Source organism: Pseudomonas putida (genome assembly GCF_001976065.1).
GTDB lineage: Bacteria > Pseudomonadota > Gammaproteobacteria > Pseudomonadales > Pseudomonadaceae > Aquipseudomonas > Aquipseudomonas serbica.
The window spans coordinates 402,663-421,351 of sequence record NZ_MNAH01000003.1 but is presented as its reverse complement, the minus strand read 5'-3'; the positions used below and the strand labels follow the sequence as shown (position 1 = coordinate 421,351).

12 protein-coding genes are annotated in these 18,689 nt (G+C 62.3%); 3 read left to right on the top strand and 9 right to left on the bottom strand.

The features are described 5' to 3' along the window. Nucleotides 1-50: 50 nt before the first annotated feature. From BKX96_RS13065 to speB, 6 genes are all read right to left on the bottom strand, one after another. Nucleotides 51-302 (bottom strand): phosphopantetheine-containing protein, encoded by a 252-nt coding sequence (locus tag BKX96_RS13065; protein WP_046816831.1) that lies wholly within the window; start codon nt 300-302, stop codon nt 51-53. A 68-nt stretch (nt 303-370) separates the two neighbouring features. Further along, on the bottom strand, nt 371-1,096 hold the full coding sequence (locus tag BKX96_RS13060) for an MBL fold metallo-hydrolase (protein ID WP_046816832.1): 726 nt from the start codon (nt 1,094-1,096) through the stop codon (nt 371-373). An 85-nt stretch (nt 1,097-1,181) separates the two neighbouring features. After that, nucleotides 1,182-2,561 carry a sodium:solute symporter family protein gene (locus BKX96_RS13055; protein ID WP_077184115.1) on the bottom strand — a complete coding sequence of 460 codons (1,380 nt, stop codon included), beginning with the start codon at nt 2,559-2,561 and terminating at the stop codon, nt 1,182-1,184. 163 nt (nt 2,562-2,724) lie between these two features. Then, nucleotides 2,725-4,236 (bottom strand): purine-cytosine permease family protein, encoded by a 1,512-nt coding sequence (locus tag BKX96_RS13050; protein WP_077184114.1) that lies wholly within the window; start codon nt 4,234-4,236, stop codon nt 2,725-2,727. Nucleotides 4,237-4,290: 54 nt separating this feature from the next. Further along, nucleotides 4,291-4,713, bottom strand: coding sequence for a YybH family protein (locus BKX96_RS13045; RefSeq protein WP_077184112.1), 423 nt, complete (start codon nt 4,711-4,713; stop codon nt 4,291-4,293). Between the two features lie 9 nt (nt 4,714-4,722). Next, nucleotides 4,723-5,673 (bottom strand): agmatinase, encoded by a 951-nt coding sequence (gene speB, locus BKX96_RS13040; protein WP_008060136.1) that lies wholly within the window; start codon nt 5,671-5,673, stop codon nt 4,723-4,725. Nucleotides 5,674-5,901: 228 nt separating this feature from the next. On the opposite strand from speB, the gene BKX96_RS13035 reads away from it, so the two are divergent. Continuing rightward, nucleotides 5,902-6,795, top strand: coding sequence for a LysR family transcriptional regulator (locus tag BKX96_RS13035; protein WP_046816836.1), 894 nt, complete (start codon nt 5,902-5,904; stop codon nt 6,793-6,795). A 5-nt stretch (nt 6,796-6,800) separates the two neighbouring features. Next, nucleotides 6,801-7,397, top strand: a complete 597-nt coding sequence (locus BKX96_RS13030) for a tRNA-uridine aminocarboxypropyltransferase (protein ID WP_077184111.1) — start codon at nt 6,801-6,803, stop codon at nt 7,395-7,397. A 145-nt stretch (nt 7,398-7,542) separates the two neighbouring features. Here BKX96_RS13030 and BKX96_RS13025 read toward each other — a convergent pair whose 3' ends face one another. The 3 genes from BKX96_RS13025 to BKX96_RS13015 are packed head-to-tail and all read right to left on the bottom strand — an operon-like array spanning nt 7,543 to nt 12,452. Then, nucleotides 7,543-8,907 (bottom strand): HlyD family type I secretion periplasmic adaptor subunit, encoded by a 1,365-nt coding sequence (locus BKX96_RS13025; RefSeq protein ID WP_077184109.1) that lies wholly within the window; start codon nt 8,905-8,907, stop codon nt 7,543-7,545. Between the two features lie 9 nt (nt 8,908-8,916). Beyond that, complete coding sequence (locus tag BKX96_RS13020) at nt 8,917-11,076, bottom strand: type I secretion system permease/ATPase (RefSeq protein WP_077184108.1); 2,160 nt, start codon at nt 11,074-11,076, stop codon at nt 8,917-8,919. 17 nt (nt 11,077-11,093) lie between these two features. Continuing rightward, nucleotides 11,094-12,452, bottom strand: coding sequence for a TolC family outer membrane protein (locus tag BKX96_RS13015; RefSeq protein ID WP_046816840.1), 1,359 nt, complete (start codon nt 12,450-12,452; stop codon nt 11,094-11,096). Nucleotides 12,453-12,976: 524 nt separating this feature from the next. Here BKX96_RS13015 and BKX96_RS13010 point away from each other — a divergent pair. Next, a complete protein-coding gene (locus BKX96_RS13010; protein ID WP_077184519.1) occupies nt 12,977-18,622 on the top strand; it encodes a retention module-containing protein in 5,646 nt (1,881 codons plus the stop codon). The last annotated feature ends 67 nt before the right edge of the window (nt 18,623-18,689 follow it).

Sequence of the window (18,689 nt, the reverse complement as noted above, 5' to 3'; positions counted from 1 at the left end):
AAGGGCTGCTGCTCCATGAGTAATGAGTGCTTCCAGAGAGATCGGACAGGTCAATGCCGCCCGATTTCCATCAAGAACCGGCTCAAGTCGTTCGCCGTCCTGGCGGTCTTGAGTATTCGGTCTTCCTCGGCGGTGAACGCCGTCAAGCCGAGTTCGTCTTCCAGATGGAAGATCAGGTCTTCGATATCCGCTTTATCCAATCCCAACTGCGCCAGGCTGGCGTTGTCGTCGAAGTCATCCCGTCCTTCAAGCATCCGGCTGATGTAAAGATGGACGGCGGCGCGCACGGCAGTTCTTTTCATGGCAGGTCTTCGACGGCGTTGTTGTGATCGTCCCTGCGCTTTGTTCCTGGTATTCAGTACAGCAGGCTTCAGCCGTGCGAGCGTTGCCATTGGTCAATCATGTGGTGCAGATGAGCCCCGGAAAAACTGCCGAAATGCCCGCCATGTACCGTACGGATCGGCAGGGCGCGCAAGCGTTGCAGGCTGCGTGCATAGTCGTCGAGGTTGGAGTGGTAGGCGTCTTCGATCAGCGGCCCGTCGTAGATGATGTCGCCGCTGAACAGGGTCTCGGTCGCCGCTTCGTACAGGCTGATGCCGCCCGGCGAGTGCCCCGGCGTGTGCAGCACTTGCAGCACCCGGTTACCCAGGTCCAGGACGTCGCCTTCCTCGATGGTCCCGGTGGCCGGTGCGGCCGTGACCCGATACTCGGCGTAGCACAACGGGCAATCGGGGTGCGCTTCAAACATGTCGTCGCCGACAAAGGCCCTGCTCAAGTCGTTCTCCCCGTCCGGTGCGGCCAGGATGTCCGCCTCCGCCGGATGCACCAGGCGCTCGGCGAATTCGTGGTGCCCGGCAATGTGGTCGAAATGGCAGTGACTGGCCACCGCCACCAGGGGGCGCTCGGTGATCCACGGCAGTTGTTCGCGCAGGCTGACCAGTCCCGAGCCGCTGTCGAGCAGCAGGTCTTTGTCGCGGCCTTGAATGTGCCAGAGGTTGCAGCGATAGAAGGGGCGAATATAAGGCTCGTGAATCAGGCGGATGCCGTCACTGAGCTGTTTGACTTCGAACCACTGATCGCGGCTGACGATCTTCATGGGCAGTTTCCTTCAGGCGAAAAAAAACGAGTGTGGCAACCGACGCCACACTCGTCGAAGAAAGCATCAAGTCGTTATGTTCAGCTTAGGCGGCGCTGGCCAGCGTCGCCGGGCGACGGGACATCAGGCTGACCATCACGAAACTCACCAGGCCTACGCCGAGGCTGTAGTAGATCGGGGTGTTGGCGTCCAGGCCGTCCTTGAACATGAACACCAGCGCGGTGGCGAAGCCCAGGCCCATGCTGGCGATGGCGCCGGCGGTGGTCGCGCGTTTCCAGAAGATCGCACCGATCAGCGGGACCAGCATGCCGCCCACCAACAGGTTGTAGGCCAGGGTCAGGGCGCTGATTACGTCGTTCACCACCAGGGCGATGCCCAGCACCACAATGCCGGTCAACATGGTCACCAGACGGTTCAGGCCCAGGCTCGACTGTTTGCCGCCGCGCAGTTTCGGCAGCAGGTCTTCGGTGAGGGTGGTGGCAGCGGCGAGCAGGCCCGCGCTGGCGGTGGACATCATGGCGGCCAGGGCGGCAGCGATCACCAGGCCGCGGATACCGTCCGGCAGGGACAGCTTCACGATTGCAGCGAAAGCGTTGTTGACGTTGTCCAGGTCCGGGATCAGTACATGGGCAGCCATGCCGATCAGGGCGCAGGCCAGACCGTAGATGATGCAATAGATACCGGCAGCGGTACCGGCGACCTGGGCTACTTTGGCGGACTTGACGGTGAACACCCGTTGCCAGATGTCCTGGCCGATCAGGATGCCGAAGAAGTAGATCATGAAGTAGGTGATGATGGTGTCCCAGCCGATGGTGGTGAAGCTGAACGCTGCCTCCGGCAGTTTCAACACCAGCTCATCCCAACCGCCAACGCGGTAAAGGCAGATTGGCAGCAGGATGAACATCAGGCCGACGGTCTTGATGACGAACTGGACGATGTCGGTCAGGGTCAGCGACCACATGCCGCCAATGGCCGAATAGACCACCACCACGCCACCGCCGAGCAGTACCGAGACCCAGAATGGCAAGCCGAACAGCACTTGCAGCACGGTGCCAATGGCCAGGATCGAGGTCACGCCGATCATCAGCGCGTACGCCAGCATGATCACCGCGCTCGCGGAGCGGGCCATCGGGTTGTAGCGTTTTTCCAGGACCTGGGTAACGGTGTAGATTTTCAGCTTGAGCAGAGGTTTGGCCAGGAACAGGTTCAGCGCGACGATCCCGCAACCCAGGGCCGCGCACAGCCAGAAACCGGAGATGCCATGTACGTAGCCCAGGCGCACGGTGCCCACGGTGGACGCGCCACCCAGGACGGTGGCGGCCATGGTGCCCATGTACATGCTCGGGCCGAGATTACGACCGGCGACCAAAAAGTCTTCGTTGGTCTTGGCCTTGCGCATGCCGTAATAGCCGAGTATCAGCATCGCGGCGGCGTAGATGAGTACGACGAATAAATCCAAAGCCATGATGGCGTGTCTCCGATTGTCTTTTTTATGTGGAACAAAGGCGATTTTGTGGGGCTGCTCTCTGTGGGAGCGAGCCTGCTCGCGAATGCGGTCTGTCAGTCACATTGATGTTGAATGTGCCGCCGTCTTCGCGAGCAGGCTCGCTCCCACAGGTGTATCTGTGTCAGGCGGGCTGACGTTGTTCTGGTTTCGCCGTGATGCTTGTGCTCTTGCTGCGTGAATCATTCGGGCCGAACACCGCGTGCGGTTCCGGGAACAGGCTCAGCAGCGCCAGGTACACCAGCGAGGCCAGGCCCAGGGTGACCGGCAGACTGATGTCGATACCGCCGGCCATTTCCCCCAGTGGTCCAACGAACTGCCCCGGCAGGTTCACGAAGCACAGGCCCACGGCCGCGCTCGGAATCCAGGCACCCAGGCCACGCCAGTTCCAGCCGTGGGTGAACCAGTAGCGGCCACCTTTCTCGCCGCGGGTGAACACTTGCAGGTCATCCGGGCAGTAGAAACCGCGACGCACCAGCAGGCCGATGATCATGATCACCATCCACGGGGTGGTGCAGGTGATGATCAGTACGGCGAAGGTCGACACGCTCTGCACCAGGTTCGCCGCGAAGCGTCCGATGAAGATGAAGGCAATCGACATCACACCGATCAGCAACGTCGCCTTGACCCGCGACAGCACCCGAGGAAACACGCTGGACATGTCCAGCCCGGTGCCGTAGAGCGAGGTGGTGCCGGTGGACATGCCGCCGATCACCGCTATCAGGCACACCGGCAGGAAGAACCAGCTCGGTGAAACCGCCAGCAAGCCGCCGACATAGTTATTGGCGGCGATGTAGTCCGGTGCCTTGATCGCTACGATGGTGGCGGTGGTCAGGCCGAACAGGAACGGGATGAAGGTCGCGATTTGCGAAATCACCACAGCGGCCATGATCCGGCGCTTGGAGGTTTCACGCGGAATGTAGCGTGACCAGTCGCCGAGGAACGCACCGAAGGAGATCGGGTTGCTCATGGCCACCAGTGCGGCGCCGATGAAGGCCGCCCAGAAACCCGGTTGCCCCATGTTCACGGAGCCGGCGTAGTTCGCATCGAAAGGACCTGCGAAAGCGAAGATGCCCAGCAGGAACAACAGACTGGCGCTCCACACTGCAATCTTGTTGACCCACAGCAGGAAACGGAAGCCATAGATGCACACGGTCAGTACCAGGATCGCGAACAGACCGTAGGCCAGGCCCAATGTCAGGTCGGTTTCCGGGAGGCCGATCAGGCGCTTGGCGCCACCGATCAGCGCATCACCCGAACTCCACACCGAGAGCGAGAAGAAGGCGATGGCGGTCAACAGCGACAGGAACGAGCCGACGATTCGCCCGTGCACGCCAAAGTGTGCGCCGGAAGACACGGCGTTGTTGGTGCCATTGATCGGGCCGAACAGGCCCATCGGCGCGAGGATCAGCGAACCCAGTAACACGCCCAGCACGATCGCCAGCACGCCCGCCTGGAAAGACAGGCCGAACAGTACCGGGAAGCTGCCGAGTACGGCGGTGGCAAAGGTGTTGGAACCACCGAAGATCATCCGGAACAAGTCCGTGGGGCCTGCGGTGCGTTCGTTGTCCGGGATCTGTTCGACCCCGTGGGTTTCAATCTGCGTAAGGCTTTGGTCGTTGTTGTTGTTATTCATGATCTGCTCCGATCATAAAGGCGCGCTCATCGTGCGTGAGCGTCACCTGTTTGGCTAAGGGGTTGGCAGCCCTTCCGGCATGGCGGACAAATGTTCGTGACAGGCCAGCCACAGGCCTTGTTGTTCTTGGCCAGACGCTTGTTTCTTGAAAACAATCGTCTCGCGCTCCTGGCTGAAGTGTTGCTCCCCTTGCATGCGCAGCTCGGTGGCCACGTCATGGATGAAAATCGCCGCGTCACCCTGCAAGCTGACGAAAGCGTTGCTCGAGGTGCACGAAAGCACCTCGAAGCCGTCCTCGGCACGCCAGCTGTCCCACAACGCCTGGTAGGCATCGCGCGACAGCAGTGGCTGTTCGAGGGTGTAGAAGACGAAGCTGGCATCGGCGCTAAACGCGCCGAAGTAGGCTTCGCGATCGTTACGGGCGAAGGCGGATACCAGGTCGGCAGCCGCTGTCAAAACCTGATCACGTTCGTTCATGCCCGATCCTCAGCGATGGACCACGCCAGGCAATACGCAGAGCATTTCGTAGAGCAGGTTGGCGGCCAGCAGCGAGGTGTTGCCGGTGGTGTCGTAAGCGGGCGAGACTTCTACCAGATCGCAACCGACCAGGTCCAGGCCTTGGCAGCCGCGAACGATCTCGATGGCCTGAATGGTCGTCAGACCACCGATTTCCGGGGTGCCGGTGCCAGGTGCCCAGGCCGGGTCGATACCGTCGATGTCGAAACTCAGGTACACCGGACCGCCGCCGACTTTCTCACGTACTTCAGCCATCAGTGGGGCCAGGGATTTGTGCCAGCACTCTTCGGCCTGGACCACGCGGAAGCCTTGGTTGCGGCTCCAGTTGAAGTCGTCAGCGGTGTAGCCCTGGGCGCGCAGGCCGATCTGGACGACACGGTCCGGATCGATCAGGCCTTCCTCGACGGCGCGACGGAAGGTGGTGCCGTGGGCGATTTTCTCGCCGAACATGTGATCGTTCACATCGGCGTGGGCGTCGATGTGCACCAAGCCGACCTTGCCGTGCTTTTTATGGATGGCACGCAGGATTGGCAGGGTGATGGTGTGGTCGCCACCCAGGGTCAGGGGAATCACATCGTGTTCGAGGATGTTGTCGTAGGATTCTTCGATGATCCGCACGGCATCCAGCAGGTTGAAGGTATTGATCGCCACGTCGCCGATGTCGGCAACCGACAGCGAGTCGAACGGGGCAGCGCCGGTGGCCATGTTGTAGGGGCGGATCATCACCGACTCGGCGCGGATTTCGCGAGGTCCGAAACGAGTGCCAGGGCGCAGGGAGGTACCGATGTCCAGCGGCACGCCGACAAAAGCAGCGTCCAGACCTGCAGCGGTCGGTACATGGGGGAGTCGCATCATGGTGGCGATGCCGCCGAAGCGCGGCATTTCGTTGCCGCCCAGTGGTTGGTGAAGAATCTTGTCCACGGGTAGGGCCTCATCGTCGTTGTTTTATTTATTGGGTTTCGCCGTTCACGCAAACACGGGCGAACCTTGTGGCGGCGATTCTGCGAAATGTAGTGGCCGGGAAGAATCGCTACGGGCAAATACTTAGTTCAGATTTTTCTAAACTAATGGCGGGAGCAGCGATAGACTTCTCACCGATCGTTCCCACGCTCCGCGTGGGAATGCATCCTGACTGGTTACGGAGCCACCATGGCCAACGCTTTACCCGACCTCAAACTGCTGCGCATTTTCGTCAGCGTGGTGCGTCATCAGGGCTTCGCCAACGCCCAGCAAGAGCTCAACCTCTCGACGTCGGCCATCAGTACCTACATGAGCCAGCTCGAATCCGCCCTGGGCCTGGTCCTTTGCCATCGCGGCCGTGGCGGGTTCAGCCTGACCAGCAAGGGTGAGCTGTTTCACCAGGAAACCCTGCGTCTGTTAGCCGAGCTCGAAGGTTTCGAACAATATGCCGCCGCGCTCAAGGGCGAATTGCGCGGCACGCTGAATCTGGGAGTGATCGACTCCACGGTCAGCGACAAGGCTCTGCCGTTCGCCGAAGCCATCGGCGCCTACAGCCAGGAGCATCCGGCGGTGCACCTGCACCTGTCGGTGATGAGCCCCTACGAACTGCAGCTGGGCGTGCAGGACAATCGCCTCGACCTGGCCATCGGCGCGTTTTCCACACGCATGAGTGGACTGGTGTACATGCCGCTGTATCGCGAACAGCACTGGTTGTATTGCAGCACCCGGCATCCGCTATTCAATGAGCGGCGCATTCCCGAGCAAGTCATCACCCAGCAACGCATGGTCGGTCGAGGCTACTGGAGCCAGGCCGAACTGGCCCGCCATGGCTTCAAGCACAGTGCCGCGACCGTGGAGAGCATGGAGGCGCAGCTGATTCTGGTGCTGTCCGGCGCCTACATCGGTTACTTGCCGGAACATTACGCCCAGGCCTGGGCCGACAAGGGCGACTTGCGCGTGCTGTTGCCGGCCACCTTCGGTTATCAGGCGCCGTTCTCGATGATCGTGCGCCGTGGCCGCAGCCGTGAACCACTGATCCAGACTTTTCGCGATCTGCTCAAAGCACAACTCAATCAGGCGTGAAGACGATGCCGAGAATTCAATGCCCCCGCTGCCTGCGCCCGCAAAGCCACTGCCTGTGCCCGCTGATCCCCAGTCTCGACAGCCGCACCCGGGTGTTGCTGTTGCAACACCCCAGCGAAGTGAACCATGCCCTTAACACCGCGCGGTTGGCGGCGCTTGGGTTGAACAATGCCGAGTTGATCGTCGGTGAGGTGTTCGAGGACCTGCCAGGTTTGTTGAATCAGTCGGGCTATCGGGCGCGCTTGCTGTTTCCCGGGGAGGATGCACAACCGATGCAGGCCTGTGCCGTTACCGAGGAGCCGCTGTTGCTGGTCGTACCGGACGGCACCTGGCGCAAGGCGCGCAAGATGCTGCACCTGAATCCGCTGCTGGCAGCATTGCCCAGAGTGACGCTGGCGCAAGGCGGGGTCTCCCGTTATCGATTGCGCAAGGCGCCGGGGCCCGGCGCACTGTCGACGGTGGAGGCGATCGTACAGGCGCTGGAAACCCTCGAAGCACCGACCACCTTTACGCCGTTGCTCAGGCCGTTCGAGGCGTTGATCGAGGGGCAGATTGCGGCGATGGGGGAGGAGACTTACCAGCGTAATCATTCTGAAAAATGATCGGTGGTCTTGATGGCCTCATCGCGAGCAGGCTCGCTCCCACAGTGTCCGTGTCGTGCACAAAATCTGCGACCACCACAAAACCTGTGGGAGCGAGCCTGCTCGCGAAGAGGCCAGATCAATCACCACCAAACCCGGGTAAACACTAACGCTCCCGCATCGCCTCGGTCCGCGCTTTCAACACCGGTTTAAGCAGATAATCCAGTACCGTCTTCTCCCCGGTAATGATGTCCACCGTCGCCACCATCCCCGGAATGATCAGCAGCGGTTTCACATCCCCGCCCAGGTGGTTTTTGTCGGTGCGCACCTGGATCAGGTAGAAACTGTTGCCCTTGTCGTCGGTGATGGTGTCGGCGCCGATCAGTTCCAGCTTGGCGCTCAAGCCGCCATAGATGGTGTAGTCATAGGCACTGAACTTGACCATGGCTTTCTGGCCCGGATGCAGGAACGCCACGTCCTGTGGCCGGACCTTGGCCTCGATCAGCAGGTTGTCTTCCAGCGGCACGATTTCCACCATGTCACTGCCCGGCTGGACAACGCCGCCGATGGTGTTGACCTTCAACAACTTGATGATGCCCTTGACCGGCGAAACCACGGTGGTACGGGTCACGCGGTCGTCGATGGCAATGCTCGTCGCCGTGATTTTCGACAGGTCGGTGCGTTTCTCGTTCAGCTCTTTGGCCGCGTCCGAGCGGAACGACTGTTCGGATTCGTCGATCTTGCTGCGGATCTCCGCAATCGCCGATTCCGCCCGGGGAATGGCCAGGGTGGTGGCGTTCAGCGAACCACGGATTTCCACCGCACTGCGCTTGAGCCGCAGGATCTCCACCGGCGATACGGCGCCGGTCTTGACCAGGGGCTCGGACATGGCCATCTCCTGGTTGACCAGCGCCAGGCTGGAGCCGTATTGCCCGGCTTTGGAGCGAAACTCCGCCAGTTCCTGGGTTTTTTGCCGCAGTTGTTCGGTCAGCGTGCGTTGTTCGCTGGCCAGTCGACGTTGTCGTTGTTCATACAGTGAGCGTTCGTCTTCGGCGACTTGTGGCGCCTTGGCGATCACTTCATCCGTTAGCTTGAACGGCCGGCCTTCGGCTTCGGCCGACAGGCGTTCGACCTGCGCGGTCAGGGCGTAGCGATCGACCTCGCTTTCGCCCTTGTTCGACAGGTAGCGGGTGTCATCCAGGCGCAGCAAGGTGTCGCCCTTGTTCACCATCTGTCCTTCACGCACGAAGATCTCGGTGACGATGCCGCCCTCAAGGTTCTGGATGACCTGAACCTTGCTCGACGGAATCGCCTTGCCTTCGCCCATGGTGACTTCCTGCAGCACCGCGAACTTGGCCCAGGCCAGCGCGCTGACCAGCAGCGCAGCGGCCAGCCACACGGTGATCCGCGACCAGCGTGGCGAGTCCTGCAACGCGGCGCCGGCCGTTTCCGGCATGAACTCGGCTTCGGCACTTTTGCTGAAGCTGTCGAAGTAGCCACGTGCTTTGGAAGCATCCGATGAAGCGGACATAGGCAACTCCTAGACGGCCGCAGAGCCGACACGGCCCTTGCGCAGTGCATCGATGACCGCTTCTTTCGGGCCGTCGGCGACGATCCGCCCGTTGTCCAGCACCACCAGGCGATCGACCAGGCTGAGCATCGAGGTGCGGTGGGTCACCAGCAACACGGTCTTGCCCTGGACCCAGGTGTGGAGTTTTTGCCGCAAGGCGTCTTCGCTGCTGTTGTCCATGGCGCTGGTGGGCTCGTCGAGCAGCATGATCGGCGGGTCGAGCAACAACGCCCGGGCCAGCAACACGGCCTGGCGTTGACCACCGGACAGCAGTTGCCCGCGCTCGCCCACAGGGCGGTCGAAGCCTTGTGGGTGTTGCCGGGCCAATTCGGTGACACCGGTCAGTTCGGCCACTTCGAGCATGCGTGCGTCACTGATGTAGCGCGCCCCCAGGGTCAGGTTGTCGCGCAGGCTGCCGGCCAGCAGCGGCAGGTCATGGGCGACGTAGCCAATCTGATGGCGCAGGTCCGCGACATCCAGTTGCCGCAGGTCCAGGCCATCGAGCAGCAATTGGCCTTGCGCCGGTTCGTAGAAGCCCATCACCAGGCGTCCCAAGGTGCTTTTGCCCGAACCGCTGCGACCGATGATGCCGATCCGTTCGCCGGGTTTCACGCTGAAGCTGACATTGGCCAGCGCCGGGGCGTTCTGGCCGTTGTAGTGAAAGGTCACGCCCACCACATCCAGGGCGCCTTGCAATTGGGTGCGCTCCAGCGGCCGTTGCCTGGCATCGCGCTCCTGGGGCAGGGACATCAGCGCGTCGGTGCTTTTCATGGTCAGCTGCGCTTGCTGGTAGCGCGTGATCAGGCCGGCAATCTGCCCCAGCGGTGCCAGTACCCGGCTGCCGAGCATGTAGGTCGCCACCAGCGCACCAACGCTGAGGTTGCCGGCAATGATGCTGTAGACCCCGGCAACGATGGTCGCCATACCGGAAAACTGCTGGATGAACAGCGTGCCATTGGTGGCCAGCGCCGAGAGGTTGCGTGCATGGCTGTCGAGGCGGGTGAGTGCGCCGTGGGTGCTTTCCCACTTGTGCTGGCGCTCGCTTTCAGCGCTGCAGGCCTTGAGGGTTTCCAGGCCGCCGAGGGTTTCGATCAGCAGGGCCTGGCGTTCGGCGCCCAGGCTCAGGCTTTTCTGCACGGTGTCGCGCAAGCGCGCCTGGATGATCATGGCGAAAATGATCGTGATCGGAAACGCCAGGACCGGAATCACCACCAGCCAGCCACCCAGCAGGCCGATCACCACCAGCATCAGCACGGCGAAGGGCAGGTCGATCAGGCTGGTGAGGGTCACGGCGGTGAGGAACTCGCGCAGGCCCTGGAAGTCGTGGATGCTCTGGGCGAAGCCACCGATGGTCGCAGGCTTGGCTTTCATCGCCATGCCGGTGATGCGTTCGAACAGGGTCGCCGAGAGAATTACATCAGTCTTCTTGCCGGCAGTGTCCAGCAAATGCGCGCGTACCACCCGCAGCACCAGTTCGAAGCCGGTGCCGATCAGCAGGCCGATGGACAGCACCCACAGGGTCGAGGTGGCCTGGTTCGGCACCACGCGGTCGTAGGTCTGCATCACGAACAGCGGCACCATCAGCCCCAGCAGGTTGATCAGGAAACTCGCCAGGATTGCATCGCTGTACAACCATTTCGACAGTTTCAAAGTGTCGCGAAACCAGGCCTCTACCCGCGGCACCAGGGGGGAACGAAGGTCTTCGAGTTCATGCCGGGGGCGGGCGAACAGCGCCTGGCCACTGTAGTGTTCGGCCAGCTCTTGTGGGGTGGTCCATTGCTCGCCGCCATCGGCTTCACTGGGCAGGACCAGGATCCGGCCATCGTCGCCATAGCGGCGCAGCACGGTGGTACGGCCGTTGTTGAGCAGCAGCAGCACCGGCAGATTGAGCGCGCTGATGTCTTTCAGGTCACGGCGCAGCAGGCGCGCCTGCAATCCCGCCCGGGCCGCTGCACGGGGCAGCAGGTCCAGGCTCAGGCGTTGGTGTGCCATAGGCAGCCCGGCACTGAGGCTGGCGCGACTGACCGTCGCGCCGTGGAGTTTGCAGAGGATCAACAGACCGTCCAGAAGCGGGTCATCGAAGCTCAGGCGTGGATCGACACCGGTGTTGGCGGTTTCCATGCTGGTCACATTGATCGCTCCAGGCACTACTTCAATTCAGGCAGGCGAGCTTCGCTTTTCACTTCAGCCTGGGCGATGGCGTCGGCCGGCAGCACCACGCGTTGCTTGCTCAGCAGCTGGCCCATGTTCGCCAGCACACGGTACATCGAATACTCCTCGGTGTAGCGGACTTCGGTGTAGCGGCGGTTGGCGTTGTAGAGCTCGTTTTCGCTGTCCAGCAGGTCGAGCAGGGTCCGTTGGCCGAGGCCGAACTGATCCTGATACGCCACGCGCACGCGTCGGCTGGTCTCGGCGTACTCGCGGGCGGTCGGCGTTTGTTTCTTGGCATTGACCATGGCGTTCCAGGCCAGGTGGATGTTTTCGTTGAGTTGGCGCAGGGCGTTGTTGCGGATGTCCATTGCCTGATTGATCTTGTGGGCATCGGACTGCAGGCGCGCCTTGTCGCTGCCGCCGCGGAACAGGTTGTAATTCATCACCACACCGACCCGCCATTCATTGTCATGGCCTTCTTCGCCGGCGATGTTGTTGTTCGCGCCCACCGCGGCTTCGGCGTCGAAACGCGGGTAGAACGGCGACTTGGCAACTTCGTACTGGCTCTCGGCCGATTGCACGTCGGCCTGGGCGGATTTCAGATAAGGGTTGTTGTCGACCATGCTTTGCTGGGCATCCGTCAGCGAGGCGGGGACTTCGCCACGGATCGACGGCGGCGCTTCAAGTTCATCCGGCAGGCGCCCGACCACGGCGGCGAAGTTGGACTCTGCGTCGGCCAGATCGACTTCGGCGGTGTCCAGGTTGTTTTCCGCCAAGGCCCGACGAGCGCTGGACTGGTCGGCGTCGGCGTTGCTGCCCACCCCACGCTCAGTGCGCAGGCCGATCTGATCGTTGACCCGCAAGTGCGCTTGCAGATTGTTCTTGGCCAAGGTCACCAGCTCGCGGCGCTTGAGCACTTCGAGGTAGACCTCGGCGGTGCGCAGGGCCAGGTCCTGGGCGGTGCCTTGGGCGTAATACGCCCGGGAGTTGACGACGCCCTTGGTGCGCTCGACCTCGTTGGCGGTGTTGAACCCGTCGAAGAGCATCTGCCGCAGTCGCAATTCCGACTGGGTGTAATTGAGGATTTCGGTGTGGTGATTACCCAGCGCCCGAGTGTTGGTGTTGTCGCTGTACCCGCGCCCGTAGGCGGCATTGAGGTCCACCGATGGATAAAAACCGCCCTTGGCGACTTTCACGTCTTCATCAGCCGACAGACGGCTGTCCACCCGCGATGCGAGTTCCGGGTGGGTCGCGATAGTGCTCTGGATCGCTTCGGTCAGTGACATGGCGTGCGCTTGGGAACTGCAGGCAATTGCCAGCAAAACCGCGCTGCAGAGGGGGTTTAAAAGGCGCATGGTCCATCTCCCTGAATCCTAATAGTGCTTTATGCGTCGCCAATTATTTGACGACATTTATAGGCAAAACCGTTTCATGCTTGTAACAAGAGAGCTAAGAACATTTTCAGCCGAAGCTAAGAAGTTTTTCTCATAATTGTTATGCCAAAAAAAACTTATGCGCTCCGCAAAATCCAGCACATTGTTCTCTCCAGAAGCCCTTGATTTATGTGCTTTGTGGCGCACATCAGGGGTTGAGGAAAGTTCAAATCCACTTATCGAGAAAGAGCGGAGAAGTACTGGAGGGGAGGGATGCGGCGCAGACTGGGGTGACGGTTTTTTGTCACCAAGGTGATTCAGGACTGTTACGCAAGGCTGGCGGATCACGTTGTTTTCGACAGGTAGCCCAATGCCATTGATTGCAAAGGGGTTAGCCAGGTTTTGGACAGCGGCCGCGATTCGCCAGGTAACCTGCTTGAGCCATGTGCATGTTCTCCGCATTCAGACAAGGCGCCGACGAAGCGTTGGCAGCGGAGGGAATGCACATGGCTACGCTCATCGGTACCGTCAGCAAGGTTATCGGTCAGGTCTTCGCGGTAGCGGGTGATGGCACCCGTCGAGTGTTGGTCGAGGGGGATCGGTTATTTGCCGGCGATCAACTGGTGACCGGAGCCGAAGGGGCGGTGGCGGTGCATCTGCAGAACGGCCAGGAGTTGACACTGGGCCGCGGCAGTAGCCTGCAAATGACCGACCAGTTGCTGGCGCAGACTTCGCCCCACGTGGAAACGGCTGAAGCGACGACCCCGAGCCAGGCGCAGTTGAGCGATGTCGAGCAACTGCAAAAAGCCATTGCCGCTGGTGACGACCCCACCCAGACCGCGGAAGCCACGGCGGCCGGCCCGGGTTCGACCGGCCCTGCCGGGGGAGCACTGGGAGGAGGCCACAGTTTCGTCATGCTTGAGGAAGTGGGAGGGCATGTCGATCCGACCATCGGTTTCCCCACCGCCGGGTTCAACGGCATTCCGGAATTTCCGCTGGAGTGGCACGACGGCGATCGCAACCCCGACGACAGCGCCTCTGCACCGCTGGTTACGCCGCCGGTCGCGGTAATACCGCCCTTGGTAACACCACCTGACGTTACGCCGCCTGAAGTCGTACCGCCTGTCGTAGCGCCGACCGAAGTCATTCCACCCGTCGTCACGCCCCCCGTGAACAATCCGGTTTCCCTCGATGGGCTGTCAGTGGCGGGGGGTGAACTGACCGTCAAAGAAGCCAACCTGGCCGAGGGTTCAGCGAGCAATCCCGACGCACTGACCCAGAACGGCACCTTCACCGTCACGGCACCTGACGGCCTGACCAGCCTGAGCATCGGCGGGATCAGCGTGATCAGCGCTGGCGTGGCCAGCGGTTTTCCGCAGTCGATCACCACGCCCTTGGGCAGCACCTTGACCATCACTGGCTACAACCCGACCACCGGCGTGGTGAGTTACAGCTACACCCTCAACGGCAGCGAAAACCATTCCACCGGCGACGGCACCCAACTCAGTGAACATTTCACTGTGGTGGCCGGTGACAGCAACGGCGACACCGCCACCGGCACCCTGGACGTCATCATCACCGACGACGTGCCCAAGGCGATCGACGACACCCACCCCAATACCGCCTCGGAAACCCTGCTCACCCTCGAAGGCAACGTCCTCGGCAACGACGTGCAAGGCGCCGACCGCGTAGCGACCGGCCCCAACAGCGGCCCGATTACCCCCGGCACCTTCATCGGTACCTACGGCACCCTGGTGCTCAACGCAAACGGCACCTACACCTACACCCTCAACCCCGGCGACGCCGACTTCAAGGCCTTGCACGGCGGCGGCAATGGCACCGAGACCTTCACCTACACCCTGACCGATGCCGACGGCGACAGCAGCACCGCCAACCTGGTGCTGAACATACACAACAACGATGACGGGGTGACCCTCGGCGGCCTGGATGTCGCCGGCGGCGAGCTGACCGTCTACGAGAAGAACCTCACCTACGGCAGCGACCCCGACGCCCCGGCGCTGACCCAGCACGGCACTTTCACCGTCAACGCCCCGGACGGCCTGCAGAGCCTGAGCATTTCCGGTGTCGAGATCATCAGCAATGGCGTGGTGCAGGGCTTGCCGATCTCCGGCAGCACCTGGATAGGCAGCACCCTGACCATCACCGGCTTCGACCCGGCCACCGGCGTGGTGAGCTACAGCTACACCCTCAACTACACCGACACCCACCCCAACGCCGACGGCGCCAACAGCATCACCGAGAACTTCGAAGTCATCGCCGTGGATGCCGACGGYAGCGAAGCGCGKGGSGAAATCAACGTCAAGGTCGTCGACGACCTGCCGACCGCCAAGCCCGATGCGACTTCGGTGGCCGAGGGKGGCACCGTCACCGGCAACGTGCTGGTAAACGATATCGGYGGCGCCGATGGCTCCGGCGGTGGCGTGGTCGGCGTGCGCGCAGGCGCCGACACCTCGTCCCCGGTGCATGGCGGCCTGAACAGCCAGATCAACGGCACCTATGGCTACCTGACCCTGGATGCGGCGGGCAACGCCGTGTACCACAGCTACCCGAACTCGGTCAGCGGCCCGGGCGCGAGCGACGTATTCACCTACACCCTGCGCGATGCCGACGGTGACGAAAGCACCACCACCGTCACCATCGACGTGCACAACAGCTGCCTGGTGGCGACCAGCGACCACGACGTGACTGTCTTCGAAAAAGCCCTGGACCTGCATCAGGATGGCCAGGACCTGGCCCCCGGCAGCGTGACCGGCAGCCAGCCCCAAAGCCCCGGCGAAACCGCCAGTGGCACCCTGGTTGGTGCGGTCCACGGCGGCAGCGGCGCCATCACCTACAGCCTGGTCAGCAATGCCGTTGGCACCTACGGCCAACTGCTGCTGCACCCGGACGGCAGCTACACCTACACCCTGACCTCGCCGGCCAGCACCACGCCACAGGCCAACGACGGCGCCAACACCCTGCACGAAAGCTTCACCTACCAGGCCGTCGATGGCCTGGGCAACAGCGTCACCAGCACCATCGTGATCAACATCGTCGATGACGTACCGACCGCTACCGTCGACATTGCATCCGTGGGAGAAGGCGGCTACATCGGCGGCAACGTGCTGTGGAACGACCACACCGGGGCCGACGGCCAGTTCGCCGGCGGTGGTGTGGTCGGCGTGCGCGCGGGCTCCGACACCTCGACCCCGGTGCATGGCAGCCTGAACAGCCAGATCAACGGCACCTATGGCTACCTGACCCTGGATGCGGCCGGCAACGCGCTGTACCACAGCTACCCGAATTCGGTCAGCGGCCCGGGCGCGAGCGATGTGTTCACCTACACCCTGCGTGATGCCGACGGTGACGAAAGCACCACCACCATCACCATCGACGTGCACAACAGCTGCCTGGTAGCAGCCASCGACCAGGACGTRACCGTCTACGAAAAWGCCCTGGACCTGAATCAGGACGGCCAGGACCTGGCCCCCRRCAGCGTGACCGGCAGCCAGCCTGGCAATACCGGTGAAACCGCCAGCGGCACWYTSGTSGGCGCRGTCCACGGYGGCAGCGGCRMCATCACCTACAGCCTGGTCAGCAATGCCATCGGCACCTACGGGCAATTGCTGCTGCACCCTGATGGCAGCTACACCTACACCCTGACGTCGCCGGCCAGCACCACGCCCCACGCGGACGACGGYGCCAACACCSTSCASGAAAGYTTCACYTACCAGGCCACCGACRGCCTGGGCAACATCGYCACCARYACCATCGWGRTCRMCATCGTCGAYGACGTGCCSAMSGCKAYCGMCGACAYYSCATCCGTSGGARAGSSCKGCTAYMTCGRMGGCAACGTSCTGKGSAACGACCACACCGGGGCCGATGGCCAGTTCGCCGGCGGCGGCGTGGTTGGCGTGCGCGCGGGCTCCGACACTTCGACCCCGGTGCATGGCGGCCTGAACAGCCAGATCAACGGCACCTACGGCTACCTGACCCTGGATGCGGCCGGCAACGCGCTGTACCACAGCTACCCGAATTCGGTCAGCGGCCCGGGCGCGAGCGATGTGTTCACCTACACCCTGCGTGATGCCGACGGTGACGAAAGCACCACCACCATCACCATCGATGTACACAACAGCTGCCTGGTCGCGGCCAGCGACCAGGACGTAACCGTCTACGAAAATGCCCTGGAACAGCCGTGCAATCCCGGCGAAATTGCCACCGGCACACTCGTGGGCGCGGTCCACGGCGGCAGCGGCGCCATCACCTACAGCCTGGTCAGCAATGCCGTTGGCACCTACGGCCAGCTGYTGCTGCACCCTGACGGCAGCTACACCTACACCCTGACSTCGCCGGCCAGCACCACACCGYCGGYCAACGATGGTGCCAACACCGTCCAGGAAAGTTTCACCTACCAGGCCACCGATGGCCTGGGCAACATCGCCACCAGCACCATCGTGGTCAACATCGTCGATGACGTGCCGACCGCTACCGCCGACATTGCATCCGTGGGAGAGGGCGGCTATATCGGCGGCAACGTGCTGTGGAACGACCACACCGGGGCCGATGGCCAGTTCGCCGGCGGTGGTGTGGTCGGCGTGCGTGCTGGCGACGACACCTCGAGCCCAGTGCACGGCGGCCTGAACAGCCAGATCAACGGCACCTACGGCTACCTGACCCTGGATGCGGCCGGCAATGCGCTGTACCACAGCTACCCGAACTCGGTAGGCGGCCAGGGCGGCAACGACGTGTTTACCTACACCCTGCGCGATGGTGACGGTGACGAAAGCACCACGACGGTGACCATCGACGTGCAGAACAGCTGCATGGTGGCGAGCCGCGACAGCGACGTGACCCTTTACCAAAAAGCACTGAACCAGGATGGCCAGGACCTGATCGGGAAAGGGGCGGACTTTACCGGGACCAAACAGAACTACAGTGTCTCCGGCAGCAATGCCGACATTGCCCGCAGCGCCTTCGTCGCCAACGCGGCGGCCATGACCGCCGTCCTGGTGGTCAGCGGAGCGCTGGGTGCGGCCAACGGCAACCACAACGACAACCTCATCACCATCAATCTCAAGCAAGGGGAAACCCTCAACCTGGATCACAATCTCGCCGCCGGCCATGTCAGCATGGAGTACTCGATCAACGACGGCGCCTACATCGCCGTCGCTGACGGCCAGACCATCAAGGCGACGTCGGATGCGACCTACCACATCCACATCGCCAACATCCCCGACGGTGCGGGCCCAGGCGCAAACAGCGCTGAAAACTACCAGTTGAAGATGACCGTCGATTACTCCGGGGGCCACGATACCGCGTCGGACCACGGCTATACCGCCAGCGACAGCCATGGCGGCGGCGACAGCATGATCATCAGCTACCAGGATGGCCACACCCTTACCGGGACGGCGGGTGATGACACGCTGGTCGCCGGCATCGGCAACACCGAGCTGCACGGTGGAGCCGGCAATGACTTGCTCTACAGCGGACCGGGCAACGACCTGCTCGATGGGGGGGTGGGTATCGACACCGCGAGCTACGCCCACGCTACCGCCGGGGTCACGGTCAATCTCGGCGAGACCGGCGCACAGAACACTCTGGGTGCAGGCACCGATACCCTGACCGCTATCGAAAATCTGGTCGGCTCCAACTTCAATGACTCACTCACCGGTGACCACAACAGCAACATCATCACCGGCGGCCTGGGCAACGATGTGCTCAACGGCGTAGGTGGCGACGATTTCCTGATCGGCGGCTTGGGCAACAACACCCTCACCGGCGGCGCTGGCGCCGATACCTTCCAGTGGCTCAACGGCAATAGCGGCCACGACGTCATCACCGACTTCACACCGGGTACCGACAAGCTTGACCTGTCGCAACTGCTGCAAGGAGAAAACAGCAGCGCCGCCTCACTGGATGACTACCTGCACTTCACCGTCAGCGGCAGCGGCGCGTCACTGGTGACCAGCATCGACGTCAGCGCCATGGCTGGCGCCGCGCCGAACCAGACCATCGACCTGGCCGGAGTCAACCTCGCCAGCCACTATGGGGTGATGCCGGGGGCGGGTGGGGTCGTTGGTGGAGCGGATACGGCAACCATCATCAACGGCATGCTCAATGACCATTCGCTGAAGGTGGATACCGTGTGACCTGACGCCCGCAAGAAAAAACCGCTCTCCCTTGGGACAGGGAGGGCGGTTTTTTCCTGCGACAAAG